The 26,546-nt window shown below is 36.4% G+C and carries 21 protein-coding genes and 1 riboswitch; of the genes, 19 read left to right on the plus strand and 2 right to left on the minus strand.

Features of this window, described 5'->3' with window-relative positions:
- Nucleotides 1-81: 81 nt before the first annotated feature.
- Nucleotides 82-711, minus strand: a complete 630-nt coding sequence (locus M2326_RS09695) for a GNAT family N-acetyltransferase (protein WP_264619362.1) — start codon at nt 709-711, stop codon at nt 82-84.
- 617 nt (nt 712-1,328) lie between these two features.
- A complete protein-coding gene (locus tag M2326_RS09700) occupies nt 1,329-2,471 on the minus strand; it encodes a hypothetical protein (RefSeq protein WP_319800837.1) in 1,143 nt (380 codons plus the stop codon).
- Between the two features lie 400 nt (nt 2,472-2,871).
- On the opposite strand from M2326_RS09700, the gene M2326_RS09705 reads away from it, so the two are divergent.
- The 19 genes from M2326_RS09705 to cobN all read left to right on the plus strand — a co-directional run bounded on the left by M2326_RS09705 (nt 2,872) and on the right by cobN (nt 26,207).
- Nucleotides 2,872-4,344 (plus strand): cobyric acid synthase, encoded by a 1,473-nt coding sequence (locus M2326_RS09705; RefSeq protein ID WP_264619364.1) that lies wholly within the window; start codon nt 2,872-2,874, stop codon nt 4,342-4,344.
- Nucleotides 4,337-5,347 carry a pyridoxal phosphate-dependent aminotransferase gene (locus M2326_RS09710; RefSeq protein ID WP_264619365.1) on the plus strand — a complete coding sequence of 337 codons (1,011 nt, stop codon included), beginning with the start codon at nt 4,337-4,339 and terminating at the stop codon, nt 5,345-5,347. Before M2326_RS09705 ends, M2326_RS09710 begins: the two co-directional genes overlap by 8 nt.
- Nucleotides 5,338-6,264, plus strand: a complete 927-nt coding sequence (gene cbiB / locus M2326_RS09715) for an adenosylcobinamide-phosphate synthase CbiB (protein WP_264619366.1) — start codon at nt 5,338-5,340, stop codon at nt 6,262-6,264. The genes M2326_RS09710 and cbiB overlap by 10 nt, the downstream gene beginning before the upstream one ends.
- Nucleotides 6,261-6,800 (plus strand): AAA family ATPase, encoded by a 540-nt coding sequence (locus M2326_RS09720; protein ID WP_264619367.1) that lies wholly within the window; start codon nt 6,261-6,263, stop codon nt 6,798-6,800. The genes cbiB and M2326_RS09720 overlap by 4 nt, the downstream gene beginning before the upstream one ends.
- A gap of 6 nt (nt 6,801-6,806) precedes the next feature.
- Nucleotides 6,807-7,010, plus strand: a riboswitch (cobalamin riboswitch).
- A gap of 171 nt (nt 7,011-7,181) precedes the next feature.
- Entirely contained in the window at nt 7,182-7,994 is an 813-nt protein-coding gene (locus tag M2326_RS09725; protein WP_264619368.1) for a (2Fe-2S) ferredoxin domain-containing protein, read from the plus strand.
- 23 nt (nt 7,995-8,017) lie between these two features.
- Nucleotides 8,018-8,950, plus strand: coding sequence for a sirohydrochlorin chelatase (locus M2326_RS09730; protein WP_264619369.1), 933 nt, complete (start codon nt 8,018-8,020; stop codon nt 8,948-8,950).
- A gap of 2 nt (nt 8,951-8,952) precedes the next feature.
- Nucleotides 8,953-9,654: a precorrin-2 C(20)-methyltransferase gene (gene cobI, locus M2326_RS09735; protein WP_264619370.1), complete on the plus strand. Its 702-nt coding sequence runs from the start codon at nt 8,953-8,955 to the stop codon at nt 9,652-9,654.
- The gene (cobJ, locus tag M2326_RS09740; protein WP_264619371.1) at nt 9,651-11,021 is read left to right on the plus strand and encodes a precorrin-3B C(17)-methyltransferase; all 1,371 of its coding nucleotides are present in this window, start codon (nt 9,651-9,653) and stop codon (nt 11,019-11,021) included. Before cobI ends, cobJ begins: the two co-directional genes overlap by 4 nt.
- A gap of 44 nt (nt 11,022-11,065) precedes the next feature.
- Nucleotides 11,066-12,268, plus strand: coding sequence for a precorrin-6y C5,15-methyltransferase (decarboxylating) subunit CbiE (gene cbiE / locus M2326_RS09745; RefSeq protein ID WP_264619372.1), 1,203 nt, complete (start codon nt 11,066-11,068; stop codon nt 12,266-12,268).
- 4 nt (nt 12,269-12,272) lie between these two features.
- A complete protein-coding gene (gene cobM, locus M2326_RS09750; RefSeq protein WP_264619373.1) occupies nt 12,273-14,117 on the plus strand; it encodes a precorrin-4 C(11)-methyltransferase in 1,845 nt (614 codons plus the stop codon).
- 189 nt (nt 14,118-14,306) lie between these two features.
- The gene (locus M2326_RS09755) at nt 14,307-15,062 is read left to right on the plus strand and encodes a precorrin-6A/cobalt-precorrin-6A reductase (protein WP_264619374.1); all 756 of its coding nucleotides are present in this window, start codon (nt 14,307-14,309) and stop codon (nt 15,060-15,062) included.
- Nucleotides 15,063-15,065: 3 nt separating this feature from the next.
- Complete coding sequence (cbiD, locus tag M2326_RS09760) at nt 15,066-16,157, plus strand: cobalt-precorrin-5B (C(1))-methyltransferase CbiD (RefSeq protein WP_264619375.1); 1,092 nt, start codon at nt 15,066-15,068, stop codon at nt 16,155-16,157.
- Nucleotides 16,157-16,867, plus strand: coding sequence for a sulfite exporter TauE/SafE family protein (locus M2326_RS09765; protein WP_264619376.1), 711 nt, complete (start codon nt 16,157-16,159; stop codon nt 16,865-16,867). Before cbiD ends, M2326_RS09765 begins: the two co-directional genes overlap by 1 nt.
- Nucleotide 16,868: 1 nt before the next feature.
- Nucleotides 16,869-18,521, plus strand: a complete 1,653-nt coding sequence (locus M2326_RS09770; protein WP_264619377.1) for an AAA family ATPase — start codon at nt 16,869-16,871, stop codon at nt 18,519-18,521.
- Nucleotide 18,522: 1 nt separating this feature from the next.
- The gene (locus M2326_RS09775) at nt 18,523-19,038 is read left to right on the plus strand and encodes a bifunctional adenosylcobinamide kinase/adenosylcobinamide-phosphate guanylyltransferase (RefSeq protein WP_264619378.1); all 516 of its coding nucleotides are present in this window, start codon (nt 18,523-18,525) and stop codon (nt 19,036-19,038) included.
- A gap of 180 nt (nt 19,039-19,218) precedes the next feature.
- The gene (locus M2326_RS09780) at nt 19,219-20,529 is read left to right on the plus strand and encodes a cobyrinate a,c-diamide synthase (RefSeq protein ID WP_264619379.1); all 1,311 of its coding nucleotides are present in this window, start codon (nt 19,219-19,221) and stop codon (nt 20,527-20,529) included.
- Nucleotides 20,530-20,558: 29 nt separating this feature from the next.
- The gene (locus M2326_RS09785) at nt 20,559-21,152 is read left to right on the plus strand and encodes a cob(I)yrinic acid a,c-diamide adenosyltransferase (RefSeq protein WP_264619380.1); all 594 of its coding nucleotides are present in this window, start codon (nt 20,559-20,561) and stop codon (nt 21,150-21,152) included.
- 22 nt (nt 21,153-21,174) lie between these two features.
- Nucleotides 21,175-22,239 carry a cobalamin biosynthesis protein CobW gene (cobW, locus tag M2326_RS09790; protein WP_264619381.1) on the plus strand — a complete coding sequence of 355 codons (1,065 nt, stop codon included), beginning with the start codon at nt 21,175-21,177 and terminating at the stop codon, nt 22,237-22,239.
- A gap of 221 nt (nt 22,240-22,460) precedes the next feature.
- On the plus strand, nt 22,461-26,207 hold the full coding sequence (gene cobN / locus M2326_RS09795) for a cobaltochelatase subunit CobN (RefSeq protein WP_264619382.1): 3,747 nt from the start codon (nt 22,461-22,463) through the stop codon (nt 26,205-26,207).
- The last annotated feature ends 339 nt before the right edge of the window (nt 26,208-26,546 follow it).

Consider the following 26,546-nt stretch of genomic DNA (forward strand, 5'->3'; position numbering starts at 1 on the left):
AGGTCCGTTTGGTACCTAGTTGATTATTATTGAATGTTGCTTTATTGTTGTTCATCATTATTAACAAATGATGCTTGTTTTTTATTTTTTTTCTGTGATAGTCAAAAGAATGGCTTGCTTTATGGCTTTTAATCGGTTTAATACCTTGACATTAAAAGGATGTTTGGGCGGATCTTTCGGTTTTTCTTTCGGGTCAAAAAGCATTCCGGTGCACAAACAAAGTTTGTTTTCTTTGCTTTTCAAAATCTCATAATTGGTACAGGTTTGGCATCCTTTCCAAAAACTTGGATCAGTGGTCAACTCTGAAAACGGAACAGGTTTGTACCCCAAATCCGAATTGATTTTCATTACTGCTAATCCAGTTGTGATACCGAAAACCTTAGCTTCTGGGTATTTCTTTTGCGAATAATCAAAAACAAATGATTTGATTTTCTTAGCCAAACCTAGATTACGGAAGTCAGGATGCACAATCAATCCAGAATGTGCCACAAATTTTCCATGTTCCCAAACCTCTATATAACAAAAACCAGCAAATTTGCCATTGGCCAATGCAATTACAGCATCTTGGTTCATCATCTTTTTTTGAACGTACTCTGGAGTTCTTTTAGCTATTCCTGTACCTCTCAACTTGGCAGAAGTTTCTATGGTATCACAAATTTCTTGTGCATATTTGAAATGCTCTTCCTGAGCTATTACGATATCAATATTCATTTGAGAGTTGATTTATTGCGTTGTGAGACAAATTTTGATTGTTTTTCGGAATTACTAATAGATATAATAGCACAGTGCAACCATATAAATGGATACGAAGATTGACTATAACTTTTGTAAATAGGATTTGTTAATCCAATGCTAGATAACAGTTGCAATTCCAAAGCAAAAAAAATGAAAAATGAATAAAATGTGATTGAGCCAAACATGGTAGATACTATACTAATAGCATCCGTACCTCGGGAGAGGTAACGGGTCTGTTCATCCGTGAATTAGAAGTAATATGTACACGTTTATTATTCATAGAACAAAAGTACAATTATTTTTGAAAATTAGCAGTACGAAATTATTTTTTATAACAATTTAATCGTTATCTGTTGTATCTTGAAAAAGGGTCATGAATTAGTCAATTTAACTGCCTTGTAGTTGGTTCTTTTTGTCAGAGTTAAAAAATAGATTTGTAGTCAATACAAACAGTTATTTAAATTATCAAATTGACTTCATCTGAATTTTTAAAAAAAAGAACGTTTTTAAAAAGTTAAACCATTAAGATATTTAAGTAATTACTCTTAAAATTTTAATGGTTTTAATGATACTATTGAAAAAATCAGTTAATTTTAGTTAAAATGATTTTGTGCTATTATGTTTTTTATTTTTAATTTTAAGTCTTCTCCTGTGTCGTATATCATTTGTTGATTATCAGGAAAAGGAACTACTCTATTATTAAAGTAGTTCAAGTAATTGTCATCTGCCGCTCGTCGATCTCCTTTGTAATTCGAGTAAATATTTTCAAAAATGAATTGGCTGCTAATCGGAAAACTTTGTATCAATTGCTTGGTTTGAGTGTTATAATAATCAACTTTTGCAGTAACCATACTGGTTTTTAATTGTCTTATTTCATAGATTCGAACTGTTGCTTTCAGCATATTATCTATTAAAACTTCTTTTCCTGATTTATCCAAAACAACTTTTCCGTTTGAATCTAATAGTTTTTTTAATCCGTCTTTAATGATACGTTCTTTTATGAATTCTCTTTCTTTTATCTGTTCTGGTGAAATCCGAATGTCTCTAAAATTGATTGCCATTTCGTAATCGTAATCAATACCTTTGGTTTTGATACTGTGGTAAACAGTCCATTTATCATTTAATCCATACGTGTTAAAATCTAATAACTCATTTTGTAAGCGAGTTGGAATAATCAAATTGGTTTCGTTGCGTGTATAAACCGTTACAAAGTCGGTCCCTTTGAATTGAGCTTCATCTCTTAATTTTAAAATATCTTTATAATTAGGACTAATTTGGTTGATGTAGTTAAAATCGTCAAATGCTTTTCTAAAGTCCATTTTGTTATTCGAAAGCATTAATTTTTTGCTATTAATATACAAATAACTAGCAAGTGCATTTTTACTATCTACAATTTGGCTGTTATAGTTATCAAATGGGAAAATAGCATTTCGTCTCAGGTTTATTATTTTCAACGGTAGGATAGGGGTAATACTTTGTTGGCGGTTGTTGAGTGCAAGGTATGTATTGTATATTCGCTCTAAGTTGGCAGGATTCCCATCTTGTTTCATTAGATTGATGCTGTTTAAATCTCTTTGTTTGGCTTTTGCAAAAGCTTCTTCTAGCATATAAACATAATCTTGTTTGCTTTTTTTGTCTTTATTTGATCGTAAATTCGAAATGGCATTGTCGATTGCTTCATCGTAGTTTCCGGACGTTAATAAATTACGTGTAGTTCGCACACCGCAGTTTATCATTAGTATAGAAATAAAACTTATAAGTATAATTTTTCGCATATGGATTTTCATTTGAGCAAAAGTATTGTTTATAATTAGATTTTCAACAATTACAAGTTATGAATAGAAGTATGCAAAGAGTATGCCTTTTTGATATTCTTTATCTTTCAAAATATCATTAATTGAACTGTATCCATTTTTTTTCTATTGAGTTTTGAAACTTTAAAAAACATTTGCGCTAATCATTAAAAGGTGGTGATTGCTTTTGATCTTATTGCTAATTTTATTTCAAATTCTTTTATTCGAGAATAAATTCAAATACACTCTGTGCTGTACTTTTCTTCGGGATAGAAAAACCTTTCATCAGAATATTTATTTTACTTCTTTTAAAAATGATACTTTTGTTTTTTAAAGAAAAAATATGAAAATGCGACCTATTATGTTTGTGGGCACAGGGTCTGACGTGGGTAAAAGCATTATTACGGCTGGATTTTGTCGGATTTTGCTACAGGATGGTTATCGTCCAGCTCCTTTCAAAGCGCAAAACATGTCCTTGAACAGTTTTGCTACTAAGGATGGTTTGGAAATCGGTCGTGCGCAAGCTGTGCAAGCAGAAGCCTGCAGTATTGAGTGTGATACAAGAATGAATCCCGTGCTTCTCAAACCAACTTCACTAACTGGATCACAAGTTATTTTACACGGAAAACCAATTGGCAACCAATCTGCCAAAGAGTATTTTTTGGGTAACAATAAAGAGAACCTTTTTGGAGAAGCCAAAATTGCTTTTGATGCCCTCGAAAAAGAATATTTTCCAGTGGTTATGGAAGGCGCCGGGAGCATCTCTGAGTTGAACCTTAAACATCGTGACATTGTGAATCTACGTATGGCTGCCCATGCGAATGCCTGTGTATATCTGGTTGCAGATATTGACAAAGGTGGCGTATTTGGTAGTGTTTACGGTACGATTGCATTATTGGAAGAATGGGAGCGCGCCTTGATTAAAGGAATTATTATCAATAAATTTAGAGGAGATATCAGCTTATTTGATTCGGGAAGAACCAAGCTAGAGGAATTAACCGGTATACCGGTAGTGGGCGTAGTGCCATATGCAAAAGACATATATATCGAAGAGGAAGATTCAGTAGCATTAAATACCAAAAAAGTATCGGCTGGATCATTTTCAAATAAAATAAGTATTGCTGTCATTTTGTTGCCCCATTTGTCTAATTATACTGATTTTAATCTATTGGAAAGAGACGAACGGGTGAATTTGTACTACACCAAAGATCCGCTGGAAATAGCAAAAGCTGCCATTGTAATTCTTCCTGGTACCAAAAATACCTTAAGTGATTTACATTTTTTAAGAAAAGAGGGCCTTGCACAAGCTATTTTGAATAGTTATGAAAACGGAAATAAAGTCATTGGGATTTGTGGTGGGTACCAAATGATGGGGGAACTTGTAGAGGACCCTTACGAGGTTGAAAGTAGTTTTACTGTTTTGCCAGGATTGGGGTTATTACCTATAAAAACGATCATGACCAAAGAAAAAGTAACCGTACAGCGTGAATTTTTATTCAAAGAAAATAAAGCAGTTTGCAAAGGTTATGAAATACATATGGGAGAATCAAAAACAGTAGAATCAGCACCTTTATTACATACTATTGATGGAAAACCAGAAGGTTATCTGCTTAATAATAATTGCTGGGGAACTTATGTACATGGTATTTTAGACAATCAACTGGTGATTGATGATTTACTGGGAAGTTTTTCGATCAAGCGAGTAGAGACCTATCAAGAATTTAAAGAAAAGAATTTTGATGCACTAGCTACTATCCTACGTGCCTCATTGGATATAGAATACATGTATTCGCAAAGTAACTTGAATAATGATTAAGGGTCATGGGGATGATGCGTACCAGTATCCAAAAAAAGTGTTGCATAACTTTAGCTCGAATGTATACAACAAAGGCTGTGCAATTGGATTATTGGAAGAAATAAAATCAAAAGTTTTTACGGTCGAAAGTTATCCATCACCAATAGCGAATGAACTGAATGCCGCTGCAGCACTCTATTTTGGTCTTTCAAAAGATCAATTTTTATTTGGTAATGGTGCCACAGAATTGTTTTATTTGATAGCGCAACTGTATGCAGGAGGATCGGCTACGATTGTCGGGCCTACATTTTCGGAATACGAAGATGCTTGTACAATGTTTCAAATTAAAACCCAAATGGTTTCTTGGGAACAATTACCTGACTGTTACACTTCTGATTTGGTTTTTATTTGTAATCCCAACAATCCTACAGGAACAGTTTTACAACCTGAACAAATCGAAATTCTAATTCGTAATGCACCACAAAGCCTTTTTGTAATTGACGAAGCCTATGTTGAATTTACTACTGCAACTTGTTCTTCTCTGCCATTGGTGGAGCAGTATTCCAATTTAGTACTTGTAAAGTCTCTGACAAAAACCTTTACCATACCTGGAATTCGCTTGGGGTATATGGTTGGTAAACCCGAAATAATTCAGAGGTTATTAGCTTATAAACTACCATGGACAGTAAATGCTTTAGCAATTGCAGCGGGTTTGTATATTTTTAAAAATTACCATAAATTGCTTTTTTCGGTAGTTGATTTAACAATTGAAACCCAAAAGTTCCAAGCCCAAATCAATACAATTTCCAATCTAAAAGTTGAAGATTCCGCCACTAGTTATTTTTTGGTAGAAGTTTTGAAAGGTTCAGCAGCCGATTTAAAGCGGTATTTGATGATGGAGCATCAAATATTAGTTCGAGATGCTACCAATTTTAATTTATTAGAAGGAGAATATATTCGGTTAGCAGTTCAAAAAAGCTCTTCGAATGAAGCTCTAATTAAAGCATTAGAAAAATGGAATTAATGATTGTTCTACTCGTTGGTTATGTTTTAGATTTAATTTTTGGAGATCCAAGGGGGATCCCACACCTTATTGTAGGATTTGGAAATTTAATTTCTTGGAGCGAGAAAAAATGGAATAATGGAAATAAGCAATTCTTAAAAGGAATGGGATGCACCTTATTTTGTGTGGGTTTAGTTTGGGGAGCTAGTTTATTGTTGTCTTTCGTCTGTACTTATTTCGAAATCAAAGTCGTATATTTTATTATTTCAATTATCTTACTGTACTACTGTTTGGCAAATAAAACCTTAGTTACCGAGGGGAAATCCGTTTTTAATGCCTTAAAAAAGGATGGAATTGAAGCCGGTAGAAAAAGATTGTCTTGGATTGTAGGAAGAGATACGTCCAAATTAACAGCCCAACAAATTCGCAAAGCAACTTTCGAAACCATGTCCGAAAACCTTAGTGATGGGGTAATTGCTCCTTTGTTTTATTTTATTTTTTTTGGTATTACAGGTGCATTAGTGTACAAGATGATCAATACATTAGACAGCATGATTGGGTATAAAAGTGAACGTTACGAGCAATTTGGTAAGTTTTCTGCAAAGTTAGATGATGTTGCTAATTATATTCCGTCACGACTTACTGCGGTATTGATGTTATTGGTAACAGGAAAATTAAAAGGACTGTCAGTTGTTTTTACTCAAGGAAAAAATCATAGTAGTCCCAACGCAGGGTATCCAGAGGCAGCTTTGGCGTATATTTTGTCTTGTCAGTTTGGTGGTCCCAATGTATATCATGGTCAATTGGTTTATAAACCCTTTATTGGTGAAAATGATCGAAAATTGGAACATCATGAAATTCAATTTGTTGCTGCTATTAATTACCGTGTAGCCTTTATTTTCGTTTTTTTTGGAGCTCTTTATTTATTTAGTATATGAAGGTAAAAAAGTACATTATCACCGGGCCACCCGGTGCTGGAAAAACAACTTTAATCAATCAGTTGGCTGTAGAAGGGGTAATAATTATTCCGGAGGCTTCGAGAGAAATTATCATTGCTCAGCAACTCAACAACGGTAAAGCAGTACCATGGGAAGATATAGAAACTTATGCAGTTTTGGTTTTTGAAGCGATAAAAAACCGATTAAAAAACAATCCAGAAGCCGTTTTTACAGACCGTAGTATGCTAGATATTATTGCCTATTTGGAGTTTTATAATAAATTGGTGTTTGATGATTTGTTAAATTTTCCTTTTTCTACTTACTATCATCAGACTGTATTTTTTGCTCCTTCATGGCAAGAAATTTACAAAATAGATCCACAAAGACCACAGCAATATAGTGAACTTCAGGGTTTAGCAGAGAAACTTCAAGAGGTTTACCAGCGCTTCGGGTTTAATTGTGTGATCTTGTCTAAAGTTTCGGTTGAAAGTCGAATTAAATTTATCTTGAAAAAAACAACAGCTCTTTTACAATAAAAGTAATATCTTTGGAACTTTATTGGCACCTTTAGTTTCTAGAGGTTTAATAGGGAATTTGGTGTAAATCCAAAACTGTACCCGCAGCTGTAAACTTAGTTTTTTGTATAAAAAACGCTTTTGTGACATAACCACTGTTTATATTCTAAATGGGAAGGATTGCAAAAGTCAAGAGTGAGTCAGAATACCTACCAATAACTTTTTCGATTGCAATACAGGATTTTCGGGAAGAAAGGTCCAGGTGTTATGAAACACTACTATTTTAGTAAGTGTATTAACTCTTTGTGTGTTCTATCGGTAAAACAAGAGTTATTTACATGGACACACATTTTCCACAAAAAACTACTTTACTGTTTTATCCCAACAATTTAAAGGTTTGTCATGGGTAAAAATTTAGTAAAATCACAACAAACTTTCCTATTCTGCGACGGAGGTTCTTGCCAAAAGGCAGGAAGCGAAAACGTAGTTCGTGCTGCACGATCTTATTTGCGAAATAATGGATTATGGGAGAATACCCACACCATTAAAACCCGTTGTAATGGTCGTTGCGAAGATGCACCCACTTGTATCGTTCATTCGGGCGATTTTTGGTATAAAGAATTAACACCTGATAAAATAAAAGAGGTCGTGATCTCGCATCTAGACCATCAGAAACCGGTGGAAGCTTATCTTTTATACCAAGAGAAAGATTTTAAAATGAATTCCAAAAAGGAAATAGCTGCCGTAAAACCGAAACCATTTGATGTCAAAAAAGACGACCTACTAGGAACTTGCTTTATAACCAAAGGTTTTAGTTCCGATCAATATTTGTATCCCTTATTTTTATATTTATCAGAACAAAATATTCAAGGTGAAATTATTTTCGCATCGGATTTGACCTATTCTATTAGTGAATTGGAATCGGTGGTGTATGAAAGTCTTTTTACTTTAGAATTAAATTTTAAAAATAAAAAACAAGAGTTTTTAACCATTGGTGGTGTACCGAAAGAAGAATCTTTAGAAGTGGCACAATCAAAAATTTCGAGTACGGAGTATTTTATTTCGATAGATAACAACCAGAAAGGAATTCGTTTCAAAAACAAAATCGGAAAACTCATAGCTATGCTATACATAAATCCAAGCGATAGCTTATTTTGGGAGTATTGCTTAAAAATACAATTACTTGGTATGCAAGACCCTATAGTCGAAGCATAACGGTATCATTATATAATTACAAAATGAAAAAAGGAATTTTACTTTGCGGTCATGGATCAAGGAGAGAATCGGGAACAGCTGCTTTCCAGCAATTGGTCTCGTTATTAAAAAAACGATACACCGATTATGAAGTGGATTATGGTTTTCTAGAATTCAATCACCCTTTGTACGAGGCAGCCGTGGCTAGGATGTATGAGAAAGGAATTAGAGAAATCTATGCTTTACCAGTAATTCTTTTTGCAGGTTCACACGCCAAAAACGATATTCCCTTTGAGATGAATACGATCCAACGCAATTACGAAGGATTGACCATCAAAATGGGAACTCATTTGGGTGTCAATACTCATTTACTAGAGTTGTCCAAGAAACGAATTTTGGAAGAAGAAGCAAAGCATCCTTTTCTAGATCGAAAAAAAACCTGCTTGGTAGTCGTAGGAAGAGGTACAACAGATCCAGATGCGAACTCTGATGTGCATAAATTGGCCTGTATGCTGGGGGAAGGAATGGGATTTGGTTTTACAACCGTAGCTTACAGTGGTACTGCATATCCATCGGTAACAGAAAGTTTACAATTGGTGGATCAATTGCCTTTTGATAGAACCATTGCGATTCCGTTTTTCTTTTTTACCGGAGTATTATTGGAACGTATTTATGGTCAAATTGAGGCATTTAATGCTACTTCAACCAAAGAATATGTATACACCGATGCGTTTGGATCTGATGAATTTGTGTTGAAAGCTTTTGACGAACGATTGGAAGAAGCTATCAATGGTACTGCCAATATGAATTGCCAGCTGTGTAAATACCGCAAACAAATTGTAGGTTTTGAAGCCGAGCAAGGTCAAGAACAAGTTGGTCATCATTTGAATGTTAAAGGAATTTTATTTCAAGAAAATAACAAGGTTGACGCATCGAATTCGTTTTTATCGAAAATTAAAAAAGTTTTAGGAATATAAAAATGAGTACAACAAAATTATATGGTATTTCCTTAGGTCCTGGTGATCCCAATTTGATTACTGTCAAAGGGCTCAATATTTTAAAATCCGTTGATAAAATATACTATCCGGGATCATTGTACAAAGATGGAACCAAAACGAGTTATTCTTTATCTATTCTGGAACATTATGATTTGGATCCTGATAAATGTATCGGATTTTATCTCCAAATGAGTTTGGCACGCACACAAGCTAAGGAAATTTATAATGAAGTTTTTGTAGCTATTCAAAAGGATGTAGCAAATGGTTTAACAGTGGCTGTAGTAGCCGAAGGCGACATTAGCACTTACAGTTCTTTTTCGTATTTGCTCGAAAAAGCCGAAGAACAAGGTTTGGAAGTTGATTTGGTACCAGGAATTAGCTCGTATGCAGCAGGCGCGGCTTTACACAAAGAACCTTTGTGTTTGCAAAACGAACGTTTCTTAATATTGCCAAGGGTACAATCTACAGTTTTGTTGTTGGAAGCGATTCAAAATAACGATACAGTAGTTTTGATGAAGATAGTTTCTGTGGTAGCCATACTAGATGAAGTGCTCGTGAATTCAAATTACAAAGTTTTCTATAGCGAAAAGTTAGGAACAAAAGAAACCTTTATTTCTTCCAATTGGGACGAAATAAGAACAAGAGTGATTCCGTATTTCTCTTTAATTATGATAAAAAAATGAAAATAACAGTTGCAGGATTAGGTCCCGGAGACATAGAATATATTTTACCAATAGTTCAAAAAGCATTACAAAATGCTGATGTAGTAATTGGGTACGACTATTATTTTCAATTTGGAGAAAGTTTTTTTAAAGAGGATGCCGAATTGATCTCAATGCCCTTGGGTAAAGAAGAAGCGAGGGCCGAAAAAGCGATCGAAAAAGCCAAAGAAGGAAAGTATGTGGTTGTAATTGGTTCGGGTGATGCTAGTATTTATTCTATGGCAGCAATCGTCTATGAAATGGTAGCCAAACAAGACCATGCTGGTTTAGAACTAGAAACCTTACCGGGTGTTTCTGCATTTTTGGCTTCGGGTAGTAAATTGGGTGCTCCACTTGGTCATGATTTTTGCTGTATCTCCTTGTCTGATTTAATGACACCATGGAACGTAATCGAAAAAAGAATACGTGCGGCAGCAATGGGGGATTTTGTAACCAGTTTGTACAATCCTAAGAGTATCAAGCGCCACTGGCAATTGGGTCGTTTACAAAAATTATTTTTAGAAGAACGTTCCCCTGATACACCTGTAGCGATTGTCAAGCAAGTGACACGACCAGAAGAGCACATCAAAATTACCACATTGGGAGCTTTTGATCCAGAAGATGTAGATATGTTCAGTCTAGTAATGATTGGTAATTCACAAACCTTTAGATTCAAAAACTTTTTGGTTACTCCTAGAGGTTATTTAGATAGAAAACCTCATACAGGAAAAGAAATTCAGCAAGAGAGTTTCAGAATTGTTACCAACCATATTCAGGATTTAGCAAAAGCGAAAGACGACAAATGGGCCATTACACGAATCATTCATACGACGGGAGTGCTAGACGATCACCAATTCTATAACTCTACACCAAACGCAATCACTAAATGGCAAAAATTTTTACAAAATGGCGGAACTATCGTGACTGATGTTACTATGGTGCAATCTGGAATAACGAAGGCTTTCAGTGCGCAATATCACAACCAAATTGTGTGTTGCCTCAATGATGAAGACGCTATTGCGATGGCGATCGAACAACACATTACACGATCACAAGCCGGAATTCGTAAAGCGTTGCAATTGTATCCAAACGCTTTGTATGTAGTTGGGAATGCTCCTACAGCTTTGATGGAAATCACAGACCAATTGCGCACCAATCAAGACTTAAAATTGGCAGGAGTAATTGGAGTTCCCGTTGGTTTTGTTAACGTGATAGAATCGAAAGAACAGTTGTCACAAAACAAAAATATTCCTTGGGTTTTGATCGAAGGTAATCGAGGAGGTAGTAATGTTGCTGCTGCAATTGTGAACGCAGCCTTTACACTAGAGGAAGCGAATGAATATTTTTAAATTAATTAATAACGTACTGTTAATCAGTATTTTTAATATAGTAATTGAAAGTAATAAATAAAAAGAGCAATATTATACTTATTGGTATAGGAAATCATCCTGTACCAGAGTTTACTGTAACATTAAAAGAAATTATAGGTAGTCATCATGTTTTTTCGGGAGGAAAACGACATTATGATTTAGTAAGTCCCTATTTACCCAAAATACACGAATGGATTTTCATTAGCGGAAGTATGGAGGCTTTGATGGATGCCTATATTGCTCAAACAGCATCTATTGTAGTATTTGCTTCTGGTGACCCTTTATTTTATGGTTTTGGCAATACTATCAAACGTTTATTACCAAAGGCTAGCCTTACTGTTTATCCTTATTTTAATAGTATTCAAAGACTTTGCCATAAAACGCAAACTAACTATAATACTTTGAAAACAGTTTCGGTTCACGGAAGGGATTGGTCGGCCTTGGATACCGCCTTAATCAACAAAGAAGCATTAATTGGTGTATTGACAGATGGCACCAGAAATCCCTCTGCTATTGCAAAAAGAATGTTGCAATATGGTTTTGATAATTATAGCATTACAATTGGCGTCAATTTGGATGGTAATGATGAAGAGATTATTCAAACCAACTTAAAATCGATAATTTATAAGGAATATAGTCCTTTAAATTGTATTTTATTGGAAAGAATTAAAGTTAAAGAGAAACAACTGGGTAATACAGATAACCGCTTTGTTCACTTACCTAATAGAGAGAACATGATTACCAAAATGCCAGTTCGATTAACTACAATTCATGCATTAAATTGTGTCGAAAATGAAGTGTTTTGGGATATTGGATCCTGTACTGGAGCTGTTGCCATTGAGGTAAAAAGGTACGAGCCTAGCTTGAAAGTCATCGCTTTCGAAAAAAGAGATAACTGTCAAGCTATTATTCAGGAAAATAAAGAACGCTTCTCAGCTCCTGGAATTCAGGTAGTGATTGCAGACTTTTTTGAATTGAATTTGCAAAATTATCCTTGTCCCGATGTCGTTTTTATAGGAGGTCACGGAGATAGATTGGAAGAAATGTTGGAGAAACTCCTTGATTTAAATCCGAATATTAGATTGGTTACCAATGCGGTGCAGGAAAAGACAAGTTTGGTCTTTAATTCAGTTTTAAAAGACAAAGGTTTTTCGATAGATAGCCTTGCATTACAAGTAAATGAACATAATAAAATAATGATTCACGCTGCAGTGAAGACAAAATAAGAAGATGAAAAAAGTAGCCTTTATAGCCATTACAGATCACGCAATTAGTAAAGCCTTGATTTTACAAAAACAATTTCCAAAATCGGTGGTAGTAACTACACGTAAACATAATGATCCCAATGTATCAACGATTGAAGCTATCGATAATTATGTTGCAAATAATTTCAGCCAGTTGGATGGTATTTGCTTTGTGAGTGCATTAGGAATTTGTGTCCGTATGATTGCACCGCATCTTCAAGATAAAAACAGCGACCCTGCAGTTATTTGTGTAGATGATCAGGCCACTTTTGTACAGTCAGTAGTGAGTGGTCATGTGGGTGGTGCTAATGATTTTGCATTAAAGGTTGCACAATTGTTGGGAGCTCAAGCAGTTATATCGACTTCAAGCGATCAACAAAATATTTGGGCTTTGGATACATTGGCCAATCAATTTGGATGGACAATAGCATGTAGTGATAAGCTAAATACAATTATTGCATTATTTGTCAATAATAAACCTACGGCGCTATTATTGGATATTAAGGATAAAGGCACTACTTTTTTAGAAAAAACATCAGCGAAGCAGGTTAAAGTTTTTTATGATGTAAATGATATTAATGAATCTGATTTTGAGTTAATTATAGCAGTTACTTATAAAATATATCATTTTAAGAAACCATATTTAACCTATATTCCAAAAGTATTGTCTATTGGATCAGGATGTTCCAAAAGTTTGGATCCAGTACTTTTTGACGGGCAGTTGCGAGAACGTTTAGTAGACCAAGGTTTACTATTCGAAGCAATTAAAAATTTGGGTTCGATTGACATAAAAGGGCAGCAGGAGGCATACTTGGTTTGGGCAACTAAGTATTCTATTCCATTTGTAACATTTACAGCTGAAGACATTAACCAAGTAACAGTTCCGAATCCTAGTGCAGTCGTATTGGAGAAAATTGGCGTAGATGGCGTTTCAGAATCGACAGCGATGTTGTTGTCTGGTAACAAAAAATTATTGGTCGAAAAACAAAAAAATAGAATAGAAACTACGAACGAAAAATTCACTTTTGCGGTGGCTTTGGATAAAAATGTAGAAAGAAAATCGGCTATTGCAATTATTGGTGCCGGTCCTGGAGATGAATCATTGATTACAGTAAAAGGAAAAGAATATCTTGAAAAAGCAGATTGCGTTTTGTATGCTGGTAGTTTAATTCCTGAAGAAATGACCAATTGGTGTAAGCCAGGAGCGATCGTTCGTAACTCGGCGATGATGACCCTAGAGGAGCAGATAGAAATCATGCAAGAACAGTATTCGAAAGGAAATGCGATTGTGCGTTTGCAATGTGGAGATCCTTCGTTGTATGGTGCCATCCAAGAGCAAATGACCATTTTTGACGCCTTGGACATGGAGTATTTTATTGTTCCCGGAATTTCTTCTTTTAGTGCTGCCGCTGCTGTTTTGAAATCAGAATTTACGATTCCAGAAGTCGTACAGTCGATTGTCTTGACACGTGGCGAAGGAAAAACACCGATGCCTTCGAGAGAAAATCTGGCTGCTTTTGCCAAAACAAACGCAACGATGTGTATTTTTCTGAGTGTTTTAATAGCCAAAAATGTTCAAGCTCAATTGTTGGAACATTTTGATGCAGATACACCTGTAGCAGTTTTGTACCGATTGACTTGGAAAGACGAAGCAGTTTACACGGGTAAACTAAAAGATTTAGCACAGATTGTAAAAGATAGCAAGAAAACAAGAACTGTATTGATTGTTGTTGGAAAAGCGATAGGCGCTCGTAAAAACAGATCGTACTTGTATAGTCCAGAATGGAAACACATTTTTAGAACTAACAAGAAATTTGTGGTTAATGAATAGATAGGGGTTTAACTTTTTTATCATTGATATCTAATGGGAGCATGAACTCAATATAGGTTTCAATACGTTAAGATTTTAATTCTATTAAAAAGAATAAACCAAAATATATATTGATTAGCAATTTTAAATAGGTAAACTTAATAGCATTCAAACTGTCGTGAAAACAACCATAATTCAAATTTAACAACCATGATTTTAGTATTTGGAGGAACAACGGAAGGGAAACAAGTAATTGAAGTGTTAAATACACTTCGAAAGCCGTTTGTATATTCTACAAAAACAGAAATCGAACCTGTCGTTGGAGATTTTGGAACGTATCGCTTTGGAGCTTTTACAGTAAAAGGTCTAAGTAATTATATACAAAATAGTGGTATTAAGATGATTGTTCATGCCTCACATCCTTTTGCTGAAGTGTTGCACCAAACTATTGCAATTGCTGCGGTACAGCATCAAATTCCTGTTTATCGTTTGCAACGCGAATATCCCTTAAGGCAAAAAGAACAAAATGTAAATTATCTAGACAGTTACGAAGGATTAAAAACAGAGTTGAAGCAAAACTTTAGCCATAAAAAAGGCTTGTTTTTAACAGGTGTACAAACCATTTCTCGTCTGCAGTATTTTTGGAAAGAGCAGTGTAGCTATTTTCGAATTTTAGACAGACAATCATCAATTGATATGGCTTTGGAAAGTCAGTTTCCAGAAAGTCAATTGATTTTGGGTATGCCAAACAAAATAATAGAAAATGAAATAAAGCTAATACAATCCTTAGGAATTGAGTTTATGGTTACCAAAGAAAGTGGCGAAAGCGGTTCGTTGTCACTAAAAATTGCTGCTGCATCACACTGTGGTATCCCGATTTTAATCATCAAAAAACCAATATTACCAGCTCATTTTATCTTGATGGAAAGCAAAGAAGCATTAGAAAATACGATACGAAAAGTATAAAAAATGGGATTAGAAAAAATACCAGATGGACCTTTACGTGACGGATTCACTACCGGAACTTCTGCGACGGCGGCAGTCAAAGCAGCTTTGATATCCATTATAAAGCAGTGCCATCAGTATCATGTAAAGGTACAATTGCCAATAGATAAAGTATTAGAAATAAAGATACATAGCAATGAATATACAGAAAATTGGGCTAAAGCTTCTGTAATCAAAGATGCAGGAGACGATCCCGACGTAACCAATGGAGCAGAGGTAGGTTGCGAAATACAATTGACCACCGACAGATCGATTCAGTTTGTGGGAGGAGAAGGAGTCGGGACCGTAACGCTACCTGGTTTGGAATTGGCCGTTGGTGAACCTGCGATTAATCCTGTGCCTAGAAAAATGATGACTAGTGCGGTACAAAAACTATTGCACGATTACGATTTGGAATTGGGTGTCATTATTTCAGTTTTTGTGGTGAATGGAAAGGCATTGGCCAAACGAACCTTGAATGAAAGAGTTGGAATTATGAATGGCCTCTCAATTCTAGGGACTTCTGGAATAGTGAAACCTTATTCGGCTTCGTCCTACATTGCAAGTATCGAGCAAGGAGTAGATGTTGCTGTTGCCAATGGTATACTCGAGCTGGTCATCAACTCAGGAGCGAGAAGTGAAAAATTTATTCGAGGGTTATTTCCCGATTTAATTGAGCAGTCATTTATTCATTACGGAAATTGGATTGGAGAAACCTTAGAGAAAATTAAAAATTCGGCTATTCAAAAAGTGAGTATCGGTATTATGTTGGGCAAGGCAGTAAAACTAGCAGGAGGTCGTACCGATACGCACAGCTGTGTATCAAGTTGGGATAAAGAATTTGTGGTGGAGTTGGCACAAGAATCAGGATATTGTACAAATGAGATTGCAGAAGCTATTCTAGATCTGAATATGGGGGGACGTTTGATTGAAATTTTTCCTTTCGAACAAGAAGAAATATTTTATCAAGTAATGCTAAAACATTGTTACCAACACAGTCATAAAATCATGAGTAAAACCGAATTAAATCTCTTTTTAGTTGGAAAAAATGGAGAAATCATCAAATACATCAAATAATGTTAGGAGTAAACTTAATTAGGCCATTGATGGCTGGAGTGTTGCACTCATTTGAACCTGATCATGTAACCGCTATTTCGGCATTGGCGGCAGAGAATGCAGTAAGTAAAAAAAAACTATCTATAAAAACAATGTTTAGAGCATCACAATGGGCAATTGGTCATTCGGCAACTTTGTTATTGTTTGGAGGTATAGCACTTATTTTTAAATCCTCTTTGGAACATTTTGTAGGGAGTATTTCATTCTGGGCAGATTTATTTGTGGGTCCAATTATGATTTGGTTGGGTATTGTAGCTATCAGACGTAATTACAAAATTGCAGCCATAATTGAGCAACACAAACAAATTGATGATCATGCACATGTAGATAAAGCGATACATTTACACGGAAAATCGGGGGAAGAAATTGGAGTAAACCCCATGAATCGATCCTTTTGGGTTGGTATGTTACATGGTTTGGCAGGAACTGGAGGTGCTTTAACATCTGCCTTGGTATTGAGCGCAGCGACCACAGGGGACGCAATCATAATACTTTGTGTTGAGTCACTCGGAATCATTATTGCGATGGGGGTTTACAGTTATAGTTTGATTGCTGTAATGAGTCGCTTTTTAGAAAAAAATGTAGCTGTATTCAAATGGATGAATGGTATTGCTGGGTTGGCATCCATGCTCATCGGAATATTTTGGTTATACAATACAATCAACGTATAATATGAAAAAAATAACATATCCTTTTACGGCCATAGTAGGGCAAGATGATTTTAAATTGGCATTGCTCCTCAATTGCATCGATCCTAGTATCGGAGGGGTTTTGGCCGTAGGAGACAAAGGGACGGGGAAAACAACCTTAATTCGGTCGCTGGCTGGATTGATGGAGAATCAAGAGGATTTTCCTTTTGTCAATCTACCAATTGGAGCTTCAGAAGATCGAGTGTTGGGTCATATACATCTAGAAAAATTAATCAACGACAAAAAAGAACAAGTTGTTCCGGGTTTATTATCGAAAGCCAATAAAGGATGTTTATATATTGACGAAGTTAATTTATTAAACGATTATTTGATGGATAGCCTGTTGGATGCTGCGGCTTCTGGTGGGTATTATTTAGAGCGCGAAGGACTCTCCGTTTATTTGGAAAGTCGTTTTTGTTTGATCGGTTCGATGAATCCCGAAGAGGGTTCATTGCGTCCGCAATTGCAGGATCGTTTTGGGTTGAGTGTTCAGGTAAAAACTAACCTTAAAGCTAGCGAACGTTTGCAAATTATAAAAAATAGATTGGCATTTGATGATGATGCACCAGCATTTGTACGTTTATTTTTTGAGCAAGAGCAAAACGTATACCACAGTATAAAAGCAGCCATCGCATTGTTACATGGAATAAAAATTGATGAAGCTGTATATGAAGAAATTGTTGACTTAGTTTTAAATCATCAGGTAGAAGGGCATCGCGCCGATATTTTGTTATTGAAAACAGCAAGAGCTTATACTGCTTATGTTGGAGATACGCTGGTGACTGTTGCTCACGTGCAACTAATAAAAGATTTGGTATTAAACCATCGTTCAAATAATGATAAGGCAAACCCAGAGTCGGATTCTAGCCCATCGCAAGAAGAACAACCGCAAGAAAATCAATCAAAGCTACAAGGAAGGCAGCAAGTATTTGAATCAGTACTGCCCAACATGGAATTAAAAAAAAGTAGTGTAGACGTTAATGAGGTTTCCAAAGATAGTTCTGCAATTGGGAACGAACAAGGCACAATTAAAAAAGCCTTTGCTACCCAAAAACAAAGTGTAGATATAAAAAAGACTGTCTGCAATTATATCGCAACAGATCGTTTTGAATTGCAACACAAAGCACAAGCACAACCAATGCAAAGACACCTTATTTTTTTACTGGATTCCAGCGGATCGATGTTGAAAGACAAAGTGATCGCTTACGCAAAAGGAGTGGTACAAAAGATAGCCGATCAAGAGAAGGGAAAGAATCCATTGTTCTCTTTAGTAAGTATTTCTAATAATAAAGCAGAGGTTTTGGCTCGAAAACTAAAAAGTACAAAAGAATTTACACTTGCCTTGAATGCTATAGAAACAGGTGGAAAAACAGATGTAGTAGCAGCATTTAAAGCAGTAAAAGAAATTATACGACAAGATAACAACCAAAATCAAGAGTTGATTATGGTTACAGATGGGAAATTCACATCAGAGGAAGGGAATGCTTTTGATCAAGCTGTTTTGGGTTTCAAAATGTACTGTAAATCAATACAGCACAAACGAGTGATTGATGCAGAAAGAGGTGGAGTTAAATTGGCTTTTGCACAAAAATTTGCTTATAAAATTAGCGCGGATTACGAACCTTTACTATACTAAGATGAAAAAAGCAACCATACATTTTGTATCTGGTGGGCAACGTTCTGGTAAAAGTGAATATGCCGAATCGGTAGCTTTGAGCTTATCAGAAGCGCCTAATTATTTGGCAACTTCAAAAATTTGGGATGATGCTTTTGAAAAACGTATCACTGTTCATAAAAATAGAAGAAGTGATGCTTGGCATACTATCGAAGAAGAAATAAATATTGGTAGTGTAATTTTTCAAGGTAATGTGGTGCTGATGGATTGCATTACGCTCTGGATTACAAATATTTTTGATGCGTACCAATACGATGTAGCCAAAACCATTGCACATGCACAGGAAGAATGGGATTTGCTTTGTGAAAAAGACATCACGGTAATCGTGGTGACAAATGAAATAGGAATGGGTGTAATTCCGATGGAGTCATCGATACGGAATTTTGTAGATATTCAAGGAAAAATCAATCAATATGTGGCCCAACAAGCCGACTATGCCACGTTTATGGTGTCGGGATTGCCGTTGAGGGTGAAGTAATATTTTATTTAGGAGGCTGTTGTCGCCCTCCTATTTTGCGTGAGGGGGTGTAGTGGAGCTCTTTTTTTATTTGGTTTTTTGACCAAATAAAAAAAAGCGGGAACGAAAAACCCGACCCGTAGTTTTTACGAAGGGGCACGCCCAAATTCATATTATTAATTAGAAGCATTAAGAATCCAAATGGAAAAACCACAGTTTATCATCGCAGCTCCTACATCCAATTCGGGTAAAACTACTTTGACGTTGGGATTGTTGCGAGCTTTGGAAAAACGAGGCAATTGTACACAGGCATTTAAGGTAGGACCCGATTATATTGATCCCAAATTTCACGAATTGGCCAATGGCAAACCGAGTTTAAATTTGGATTTATACATGATGTCTGAAGCGGAGATTTTGGAGCAGTATGCGGCCTATTCGCTAGAAAAAGATGTTGTTTGTGTAGAAGGTGTGATGGGTTTGTTTGATGGTGCTCGAAAAGATGAAGGAAGTACCGCAGCTGTAGCAAAGGTATTGGATTTGCCAGTGGTACTGGTGGTCAATGCCAAATCGGTGGCGTATTCTGTCGCACCGCTGTTGTATGGTTTTAAGAATTTTGATCCAAAAGTAACGATCGCGGGTGTGATTTTTAATAAAGTGAATACCGAGTCGCACTATCAGTTTTTGAAGGAAGCTTGTGAGGATGTAGGTATGCCTTCGTTTGGGTATGTTCCGATGGTTTCGGATTGTGAGATTCCGTCGCGGCACTTGGGGTTATCGATTAGTGCAATTACTACCTACGATCCTTTGATAGATACAATAGCCGAAGTCATAGAAGCAACGGTTGACTTGGATTCCTTACTGAAAGCGACTACAAATAAGGAGAAACCAATAGTAATTCCTATACCAAAAGGCAAGGGCAAGTTACGAATTGCAGTGGCCAAGGACGAGAGTTTTAATTTTAGTTATATTCAAAATATTGCCAGTTTGGAGGAACTTGGTAGTGTATGTTTTTTTAGCCCCTTGCACGATTCTGAATTACCAAAAGCCGATTTGGTTTATTTTCCAGGAGGCTATCCAGAATTATATACGGCAGCATTGGCTAGTAATCAATCGATGTTGGAGGCCGTAAAACAGTATGCCGAGAAAGGCGGTCGGATTTTGGCAGAATGTGGCGGAATGATGTATTTGGGCAAATCTCTGATTGACCTGGAGGGAAAAGAACATTATTTGGTGGGGGTATTTGACTTTAGCTCAACACTAGAAAATAAAAAATTGACGTTGGGATACCGCAGCTTTCAGATGGGAGATGTAGTTTTGAAAGGTCATGAATTTCATTATTCAAGTCTTGTAAATGATCACCAGCAAAATACAATTGGAACATTTACCAATGCAAGAGGGATGGCTGTTACAACACAATTTTACCGTTATAAAAATGTAAGTGCCTCGTATATGCACTACTATTTGGGCAGTCCAAAAGCAGTTGCAGATTTATGTGGATTTGAAATAGAATAAGTAAGACTAGAAACAAAAAATAAGGAAGTATGAAAATTTACACTAGAAAAGGAGATACTGGAAAAACAGGTGTGTTTGGTGGTAAAAGAGAATTTAAAGATGCACCTAGAATTGAATGTTTGGGTAGCTTAGACGAAGCCAATTCGACTATTGGTTTGTTGCGTTGCAAATTGGGTGATACCCACGAATGGCAACCCAATCTACACCGTATTCAGAAAGATTTGATGGATATGATGTCACATTTAGCGCGTCCGTCTGACTCTAATAAAGCCAATACAAATCCAGAACCAAAGGATGGTGCCGAATTTTGTGAGCAGTGGATAGACGCCTTGGAAAGTGGAATTTCGTCTGCATCGGATTATTTTTTACTACCAGGAGGAAATGAAATTTCGGCTTTATGTCATGTGTGTAGAACGCAAATGCGCAGAGGCGAACGCAGCTTGGTAACGTTAATGCACGAGGATCCAGAATGTGTACACGAGTATATTTCGGCTTACATCAACCGTTTATCGGATTTGTTTTTCATTATGGCCAGAGCCGAAATGGATAAGCATGGTGTTGCGGAAGAAAAATGGAATTTATTTTTATATAAAAAAAAGAAAAAAGTAGCACCTAGCGAATAATAAATTTAGATACAATACAAACATGAGAAAAATACCTATAACAATTGTGACCGGATTTTTGGGCGTTGGAAAAACGACCTTGGTACACAACATGATTAAAAATGCCAACGGAAAGCGTATAGCTGTTTTGGTGAACGAATTTGGAGAAGTAGATGTTGATGGCGAACTAATAAAAGGTGGTTGTGAAGATGATGCTTGCAATTTGGTAGAATTACCCAACGGTTGCATTTGCTGTACGGTTCAAGAGGAATTTTTGCCAACGATGTTAACCATGATCGAAAGAAAAGATACCATTGACCATATCGTGATTGAAACATCGGGCTTGTCGATGCCAAAACCGTTGGTAAAAGCAGTCAATTGGCCAGACCTGAAACCACACATTACGGTAGATGCAGTAATAACGGTAGTAGATGCAGTAGGTGTCGTAACTGGCGAACTTTGTGATAGAGAGCTTGTGCAAGCTCAACGTTTGGCCGATGAGACATTGGATCACGATACCTCAATCGAAGAATTATTTTTAGATCAATTGGCTTGTGCAGACTTGGTTCTGTTAAGTAAAACAGATTTAGTTGCTCCAGAGCGATTGGAAGAAGTGCTAGCGTATGTAAAAAGTAAAGCAAGAAGCACTGCTAAAATTATTCCTATGGTCAATGGTATGATTACCAATGAAGTATTGCTAGGTATTGAAGCTGCTGGGGAAGACAATCTAGACGACCGTATTTCACTTCATGAGCGTCACCATGAACTAGGCAATCACCACCATCACAATGATGACATGCATACGGTGATGATTACAGAAACAGAAACAGCTGATATTAAAGTACTGGTAAATGCCTTGAAAAAACGCGTGCAAGAAGAAGAAATTTATAGAATCAAAGGCTTTGTAAATATTCCAAATAAGGCCATGCGCATGGTATTACAAGGTGTTGGAGAACGTTTTGATTATTATTTTGATCGTGCCTGGAAAGAAGGAGAACTGCGCCAAACCCGTTTGGTAGTTATTGGTCGAAACATTGATCCTGTGAAAAAAGCAGCAGCTCACGCACACGATCAGGATCATGATCATGATCACAATCATTCACATTAAGGAACAAAACCAAGCAGTCTATTTATAACAATTGATTGCTTGGTTTTTTACAATAATACTCTTTATTCCCTAATAATCCGGACTCTTGTTGTCTACATTGCTACAGATGCAAGGCAAGTACTGGCTTTATTTTACAGTTTATAAAAAGACAGCTACCAACAAAATAATAGAATAACGAAATTTAATAGTTTTGCTACTTATCCACTTCAAAAAATAGTTCCATGCATTTAATAGCAACAATACCCGGCGGTTGGAATCCAAATGATGACGGTGTTTTTTATATAGAACAAAGTCCTGGAGATCTTTTGTATTTGTCTGCGGCAGATACCGATTTGTACAGCATGCGCAATGCTTATGAAACGTTAACAAAAACAGAGGAAGCTCTCCCGAGTCTGCGAATGGCCAACCTTACCTATTTCAAGCAAGAACTTACGATTGATACTTATATTGAAGAAGTAGTTTCGAAAGCGAAAGTGGTAGTCTTGAAATTACTGGGTGGAACGGGTTACTATCCGTATTTGTGTGAAGCTATTGTTGCATGTGCTGCGGAAAATGATATTGAGCTGCTATTTTTACCCGGTGACGATACTCCCGATTTGGAGTTGATGCAATTGTCTACTGTTCCTTTGGAAACTGTTGATTTGGTTTGGAATTATTTACTATCTGGTGGAAATCAGAATACCAAAGAAGCGTTGAAGTTTATTTTTAATGTCACATTGGAAGGGAGTTTTGCTATTGAAGACCGCATCTGTTTGCCGGATTTATTTTTGTATCATCCAAAATATGGACAAATTACGGCTCCAATAGAACAAAATGGCAAGGCACTAGTTTTGATTTTTGGATACCGAAGTTATTTTCTAGCCGATAATTTGGATCCCATGATTCAGTTGACAGCCGCTTTAGAAAATCAAGGTGTTTTGGCGGTGACTTTAATGGCATTGAGTTACAGAGACCAATCGATCAAAGACCAAATTTTGGAAGTACTAGAATCAGTTGGATTATCTCAACCTATTGTGATTGTGAATACTACCGGATTTTCGTTGCAATCTTTCCACCAAGGCAATGAGCCTGGTTTGTTTGATGCCTTAAAAGTACCTGTCTTGCAGGCCATTATGGCAAGTTGCAATCGTACAACATGGCAGGAGGGAAGCTTTGGTTTGCCTCCTACAGATGTAGCTATGAATATCGCTCTACCCGAAGTTGACGGTAAAATTATTACAACCGTCATTTCATTTAAAGAAGCTGGAGACAAAGACATCCTAACCGACTCAGAAGTGGTACGTTATGTGGCTTTTGATGAAGGATGTTTATCAGTTGCCAAGCAAGCCAAAGCATGGATTAACTTAGCAGAAAAAAAGAATTATGATAAAAAGATTGCATTAGTTGTACCCAATTATCCCAACAAAGATAGCCGATTGGCCAATGGTGTGGGCTTGGATACTCCCCAAAGTACAGTTGCTTGTTTGCACGCAATGATTGCAGCAGGCTATGATTTAGGTTCGAATGTTCCAAAAACTTCAGACGAATTGATTGAACGTTTGACAGAAAACATTACCAACGACCAAGACCGACTCCATTTTGGAAAAGCTGAAATAGCAATCAGTGAAGCCGATTTTTATGAGCATTATAATCGCATTGCAGTGGGATTAAGAGAAAAAATTGAAATGCAATGGGGACATCCAACTGAATCTCCCAATTATAGAAACGGACATTTTCTAATTCCAGGAATTTGTTTAGGGAAAATTTTTGTGAGTATTCAACCTAGCAGAGGCTACGATATCGATTTGCAAGCCACTTACCACTCTCCCGATTTACCTCCTACTTATGCTTATTTTGCATATTACATTTGGCTGCAACAGCTGTACCAAGCAGATGCAATTGTGCACGTAGGTAAACACGGAAATTTAGAGTGGTTGCCTGGAAAAGGATTGGCCTTGAGTCCAGAAAGTTGTTTTCCAGCAGCGATATTGCATGAGATTCCACATTTTTACCCTTTTATCATCAATGATCCTGGCGAAGGAACACAAGCCAAACGCAGAACCCATGCCGTAATTTTGGATCATTTAATTCCGCCCATGACCCGAGCGGAGAATTATGGCGATTTACTCCGACTGGAATTGTTGATTGACGAGTATTACGAATCGGCTTTACTAGACCCCAAACGGGCTAATTTAATTAAATTGAAAATAGAAAAGTTAGTTAGTAGCACAAACCTTCATAGCGATTTAAACAGTGATGGTAAAGATATTGATGCTTTGCTAGAAGTCATTGATGGCTATTTGTGTGAACTGAAGGAAGCGCAGATTCGTGGAGGATTGCATATTTTTGGACAGTATCCAAAAGGAGAAAAATTAACCGATTTAATTGTAGCCTTGCACCGTTTGCCCAATACAGGTGTGAGCGGTTTTACGCAAGCACTTGCAAATGATTTGACCTTGGATTTTGACCCACTTAATGTAGTTTATGAGCAAATTTTCAATAAAGAGGTCATGGGGATTCTTTGTAGAACGTATGGACAAGCTGTTGAAACTTTGGAATTACATGCCAAAAACTTGATTGATGATGTACTCTATAATGAGTTGGAATCTGATAAACTAGGACCAGAAACATTGGCGGTTATTGAGTATATAAAAAATCAAACCATTCCCAAAGTCCATGCAACCACAGACGAAATGTCGAACTTATTAACGGGACTCAATGGTGGTTATGTACCCGCAGGAGGATCGGGAGCACCTACACGTGGACGATTGGATATTTTGCCAACTGGAAAAAATTTCTATTCTGTAGATGTGCGTACTATTCCGTCGCAGGCGGCTTACGAATTGGGAGTCAAAAGTGCTCAAAACATCATTGATAGGTATTTGCAAGATCATGGAGAATATCCCACTTCTATCGGACTATCCGTTTGGGGCACCTCTACCATGCGTACGGGTGGTGATGACATTGCTCAGGCTTTTGCTTTGATGGGAGTAAAACCCATTTGGTCAGGGATGAATAGGCGTGTAACTGACTTTGAAGTCCTGTCGCTGCTAAAACTTAACCGACCTCGTGTGGATGTGATGTTGCGAATATCTGGTTTCTTCAGGGATGCATTTCCAGATGTGATTTCGCTTTTCAATGCTGCTGTCGAAAAAGTGGCCAAGCTAGACGAAGAAGACAGTATGAATCCATTGAAAGCTCTATTTAAATTAGAAAAATATGAATGGATAGAAAAGAATATCAGTGAAGACAAAGCAGAAGAAAAAGCCTTGTACCGAGTATTTGGTTCCAAACCTGGAGCGTATGGTGCGGGTTTACAAGGATTAATTGATGGTAAAAACTGGGAAACTCAAGCCGATTTGGCGCAAGTGTATATTAATTGGAGCGGGTATGCCTATCATGGTCCTAAGAACCAAGGTACATCTGCACACGAATCTTTTGAGAAACGTTTGTCGAAAATCGAATTGGTGATTCAGAACCAAGACAACCGCGAGCATGATTTATTAGATTCAGACGATTATTACCAATTTCAAGGGGGAATGAATGCTGCAGTAACTCACATTAAAGGTAGTACACCCGAAACTTATTTTGGCGACCACTCCAGACCCGAAAATCCAAAAATTAAAACCTTGAAAGAGGAATTGTTGAAGGTGTATCGATCTAGAGTAGTAAATCCAAAGTGGATGCAAGGTATGCGGGACCACGGTTACAAAGGCGCTTTCGAAATGGCAGCCACCATGGATTATTTATTTGCTTATGATGCTACCACTAATTTGGTCGAAGATTTTATGTACGAAGGAATCACCGAGGCTTATTTACTAAACAAAGAAAATAATGCTTTTATCGAAAAACATAACAAATGGGCTTTGAAAGATATGTCTGAGCGAATGTTGGAAGCTATACAAAGAGGTTTATGGCAAAATCCATCTCTAGAAACTAAAAAAGCTTTGGAAGATTTGTATTTGTCGGCAGAAGCGATGCTAGAATAAGTATCAATTGCTTTTTAATTTTCGAAAAAAATAAGATTGCTTATTTTAGTGATGAAAAGGTATGAGTATTTGTCTCTTTTCGATAAGTGAAATTTTTAAAAACAGATTATTTTTTGGTTAATAAGAGACTTATTTAATATTTAAAAAAATAAAATAAAATTTTTAAGTTATTGATAATGAGTGATTAGTAGTTTTTTTATTGTGGGTTTTAGAAATATTTATATTTTTTTATTCATTTCATGGGTAACAATATTGAAGTGTTGGGGATATAAAGATGTAAACCACTCACTATTCAAATAAATATTGAATAGGAGTTATTTAAAAATAATAATTTAAAAC

It is taken from the genome of Flavobacterium psychraerolatum, from assembly GCF_025960985.1.
Classification (GTDB): Bacteria; Bacteroidota; Bacteroidia; order Flavobacteriales; family Flavobacteriaceae; genus Flavobacterium.

Coding starts and splice junctions, on each gene's coding strand:
- M2326_RS09770 (WP_264619377.1), top strand. CDS start 16,869: ATGAAAAAAATAACATATCCTTTTACGGCCATAGTAGGGCAAGATGAT.
- M2326_RS09775 (WP_264619378.1), top strand. CDS start 18,523: ATGAAAAAAGCAACCATACATTTTGTATCTGGTGGGCAACGTTCTGGT.
- M2326_RS09730 (WP_264619369.1), top strand. CDS start 8,018: ATGAAAAAAGGAATTTTACTTTGCGGTCATGGATCAAGGAGAGAATCG.
- cbiB (WP_264619366.1), top strand. CDS start 5,338: ATGGAATTAATGATTGTTCTACTCGTTGGTTATGTTTTAGATTTAATT.
- M2326_RS09725 (WP_264619368.1), top strand. CDS start 7,182: ATGGGTAAAAATTTAGTAAAATCACAACAAACTTTCCTATTCTGCGAC.
- M2326_RS09785 (WP_264619380.1), top strand. CDS start 20,559: ATGAAAATTTACACTAGAAAAGGAGATACTGGAAAAACAGGTGTGTTT.
- cobI (WP_264619370.1), top strand. CDS start 8,953: ATGAGTACAACAAAATTATATGGTATTTCCTTAGGTCCTGGTGATCCC.
- cobN (WP_264619382.1), top strand. CDS start 22,461: ATGCATTTAATAGCAACAATACCCGGCGGTTGGAATCCAAATGATGAC.
- cobJ (WP_264619371.1), top strand. CDS start 9,651: ATGAAAATAACAGTTGCAGGATTAGGTCCCGGAGACATAGAATATATT.
- M2326_RS09695 (WP_264619362.1), bottom strand. CDS start 711: ATGAATATTGATATCGTAATAGCTCAGGAAGAGCATTTCAAATATGCA.
- cbiD (WP_264619375.1), top strand. CDS start 15,066: ATGGGATTAGAAAAAATACCAGATGGACCTTTACGTGACGGATTCACT.
- M2326_RS09755 (WP_264619374.1), top strand. CDS start 14,307: ATGATTTTAGTATTTGGAGGAACAACGGAAGGGAAACAAGTAATTGAA.
- M2326_RS09780 (WP_264619379.1), top strand. CDS start 19,219: ATGGAAAAACCACAGTTTATCATCGCAGCTCCTACATCCAATTCGGGT.
- M2326_RS09700 (WP_319800837.1), bottom strand. CDS start 2,471: ATGATAAACTGCGGTGTGCGAACTACACGTAATTTATTAACGTCCGGA.
- cobW (WP_264619381.1), top strand. CDS start 21,175: ATGAGAAAAATACCTATAACAATTGTGACCGGATTTTTGGGCGTTGGA.
- cobM (WP_264619373.1), top strand. CDS start 12,273: ATGAAAAAAGTAGCCTTTATAGCCATTACAGATCACGCAATTAGTAAA.
- M2326_RS09720 (WP_264619367.1), top strand. CDS start 6,261: ATGAAGGTAAAAAAGTACATTATCACCGGGCCACCCGGTGCTGGAAAA.
- M2326_RS09710 (WP_264619365.1), top strand. CDS start 4,337: ATGATTAAGGGTCATGGGGATGATGCGTACCAGTATCCAAAAAAAGTG.
- M2326_RS09705 (WP_264619364.1), top strand. CDS start 2,872: ATGAAAATGCGACCTATTATGTTTGTGGGCACAGGGTCTGACGTGGGT.
- M2326_RS09765 (WP_264619376.1), top strand. CDS start 16,157: ATGTTAGGAGTAAACTTAATTAGGCCATTGATGGCTGGAGTGTTGCAC.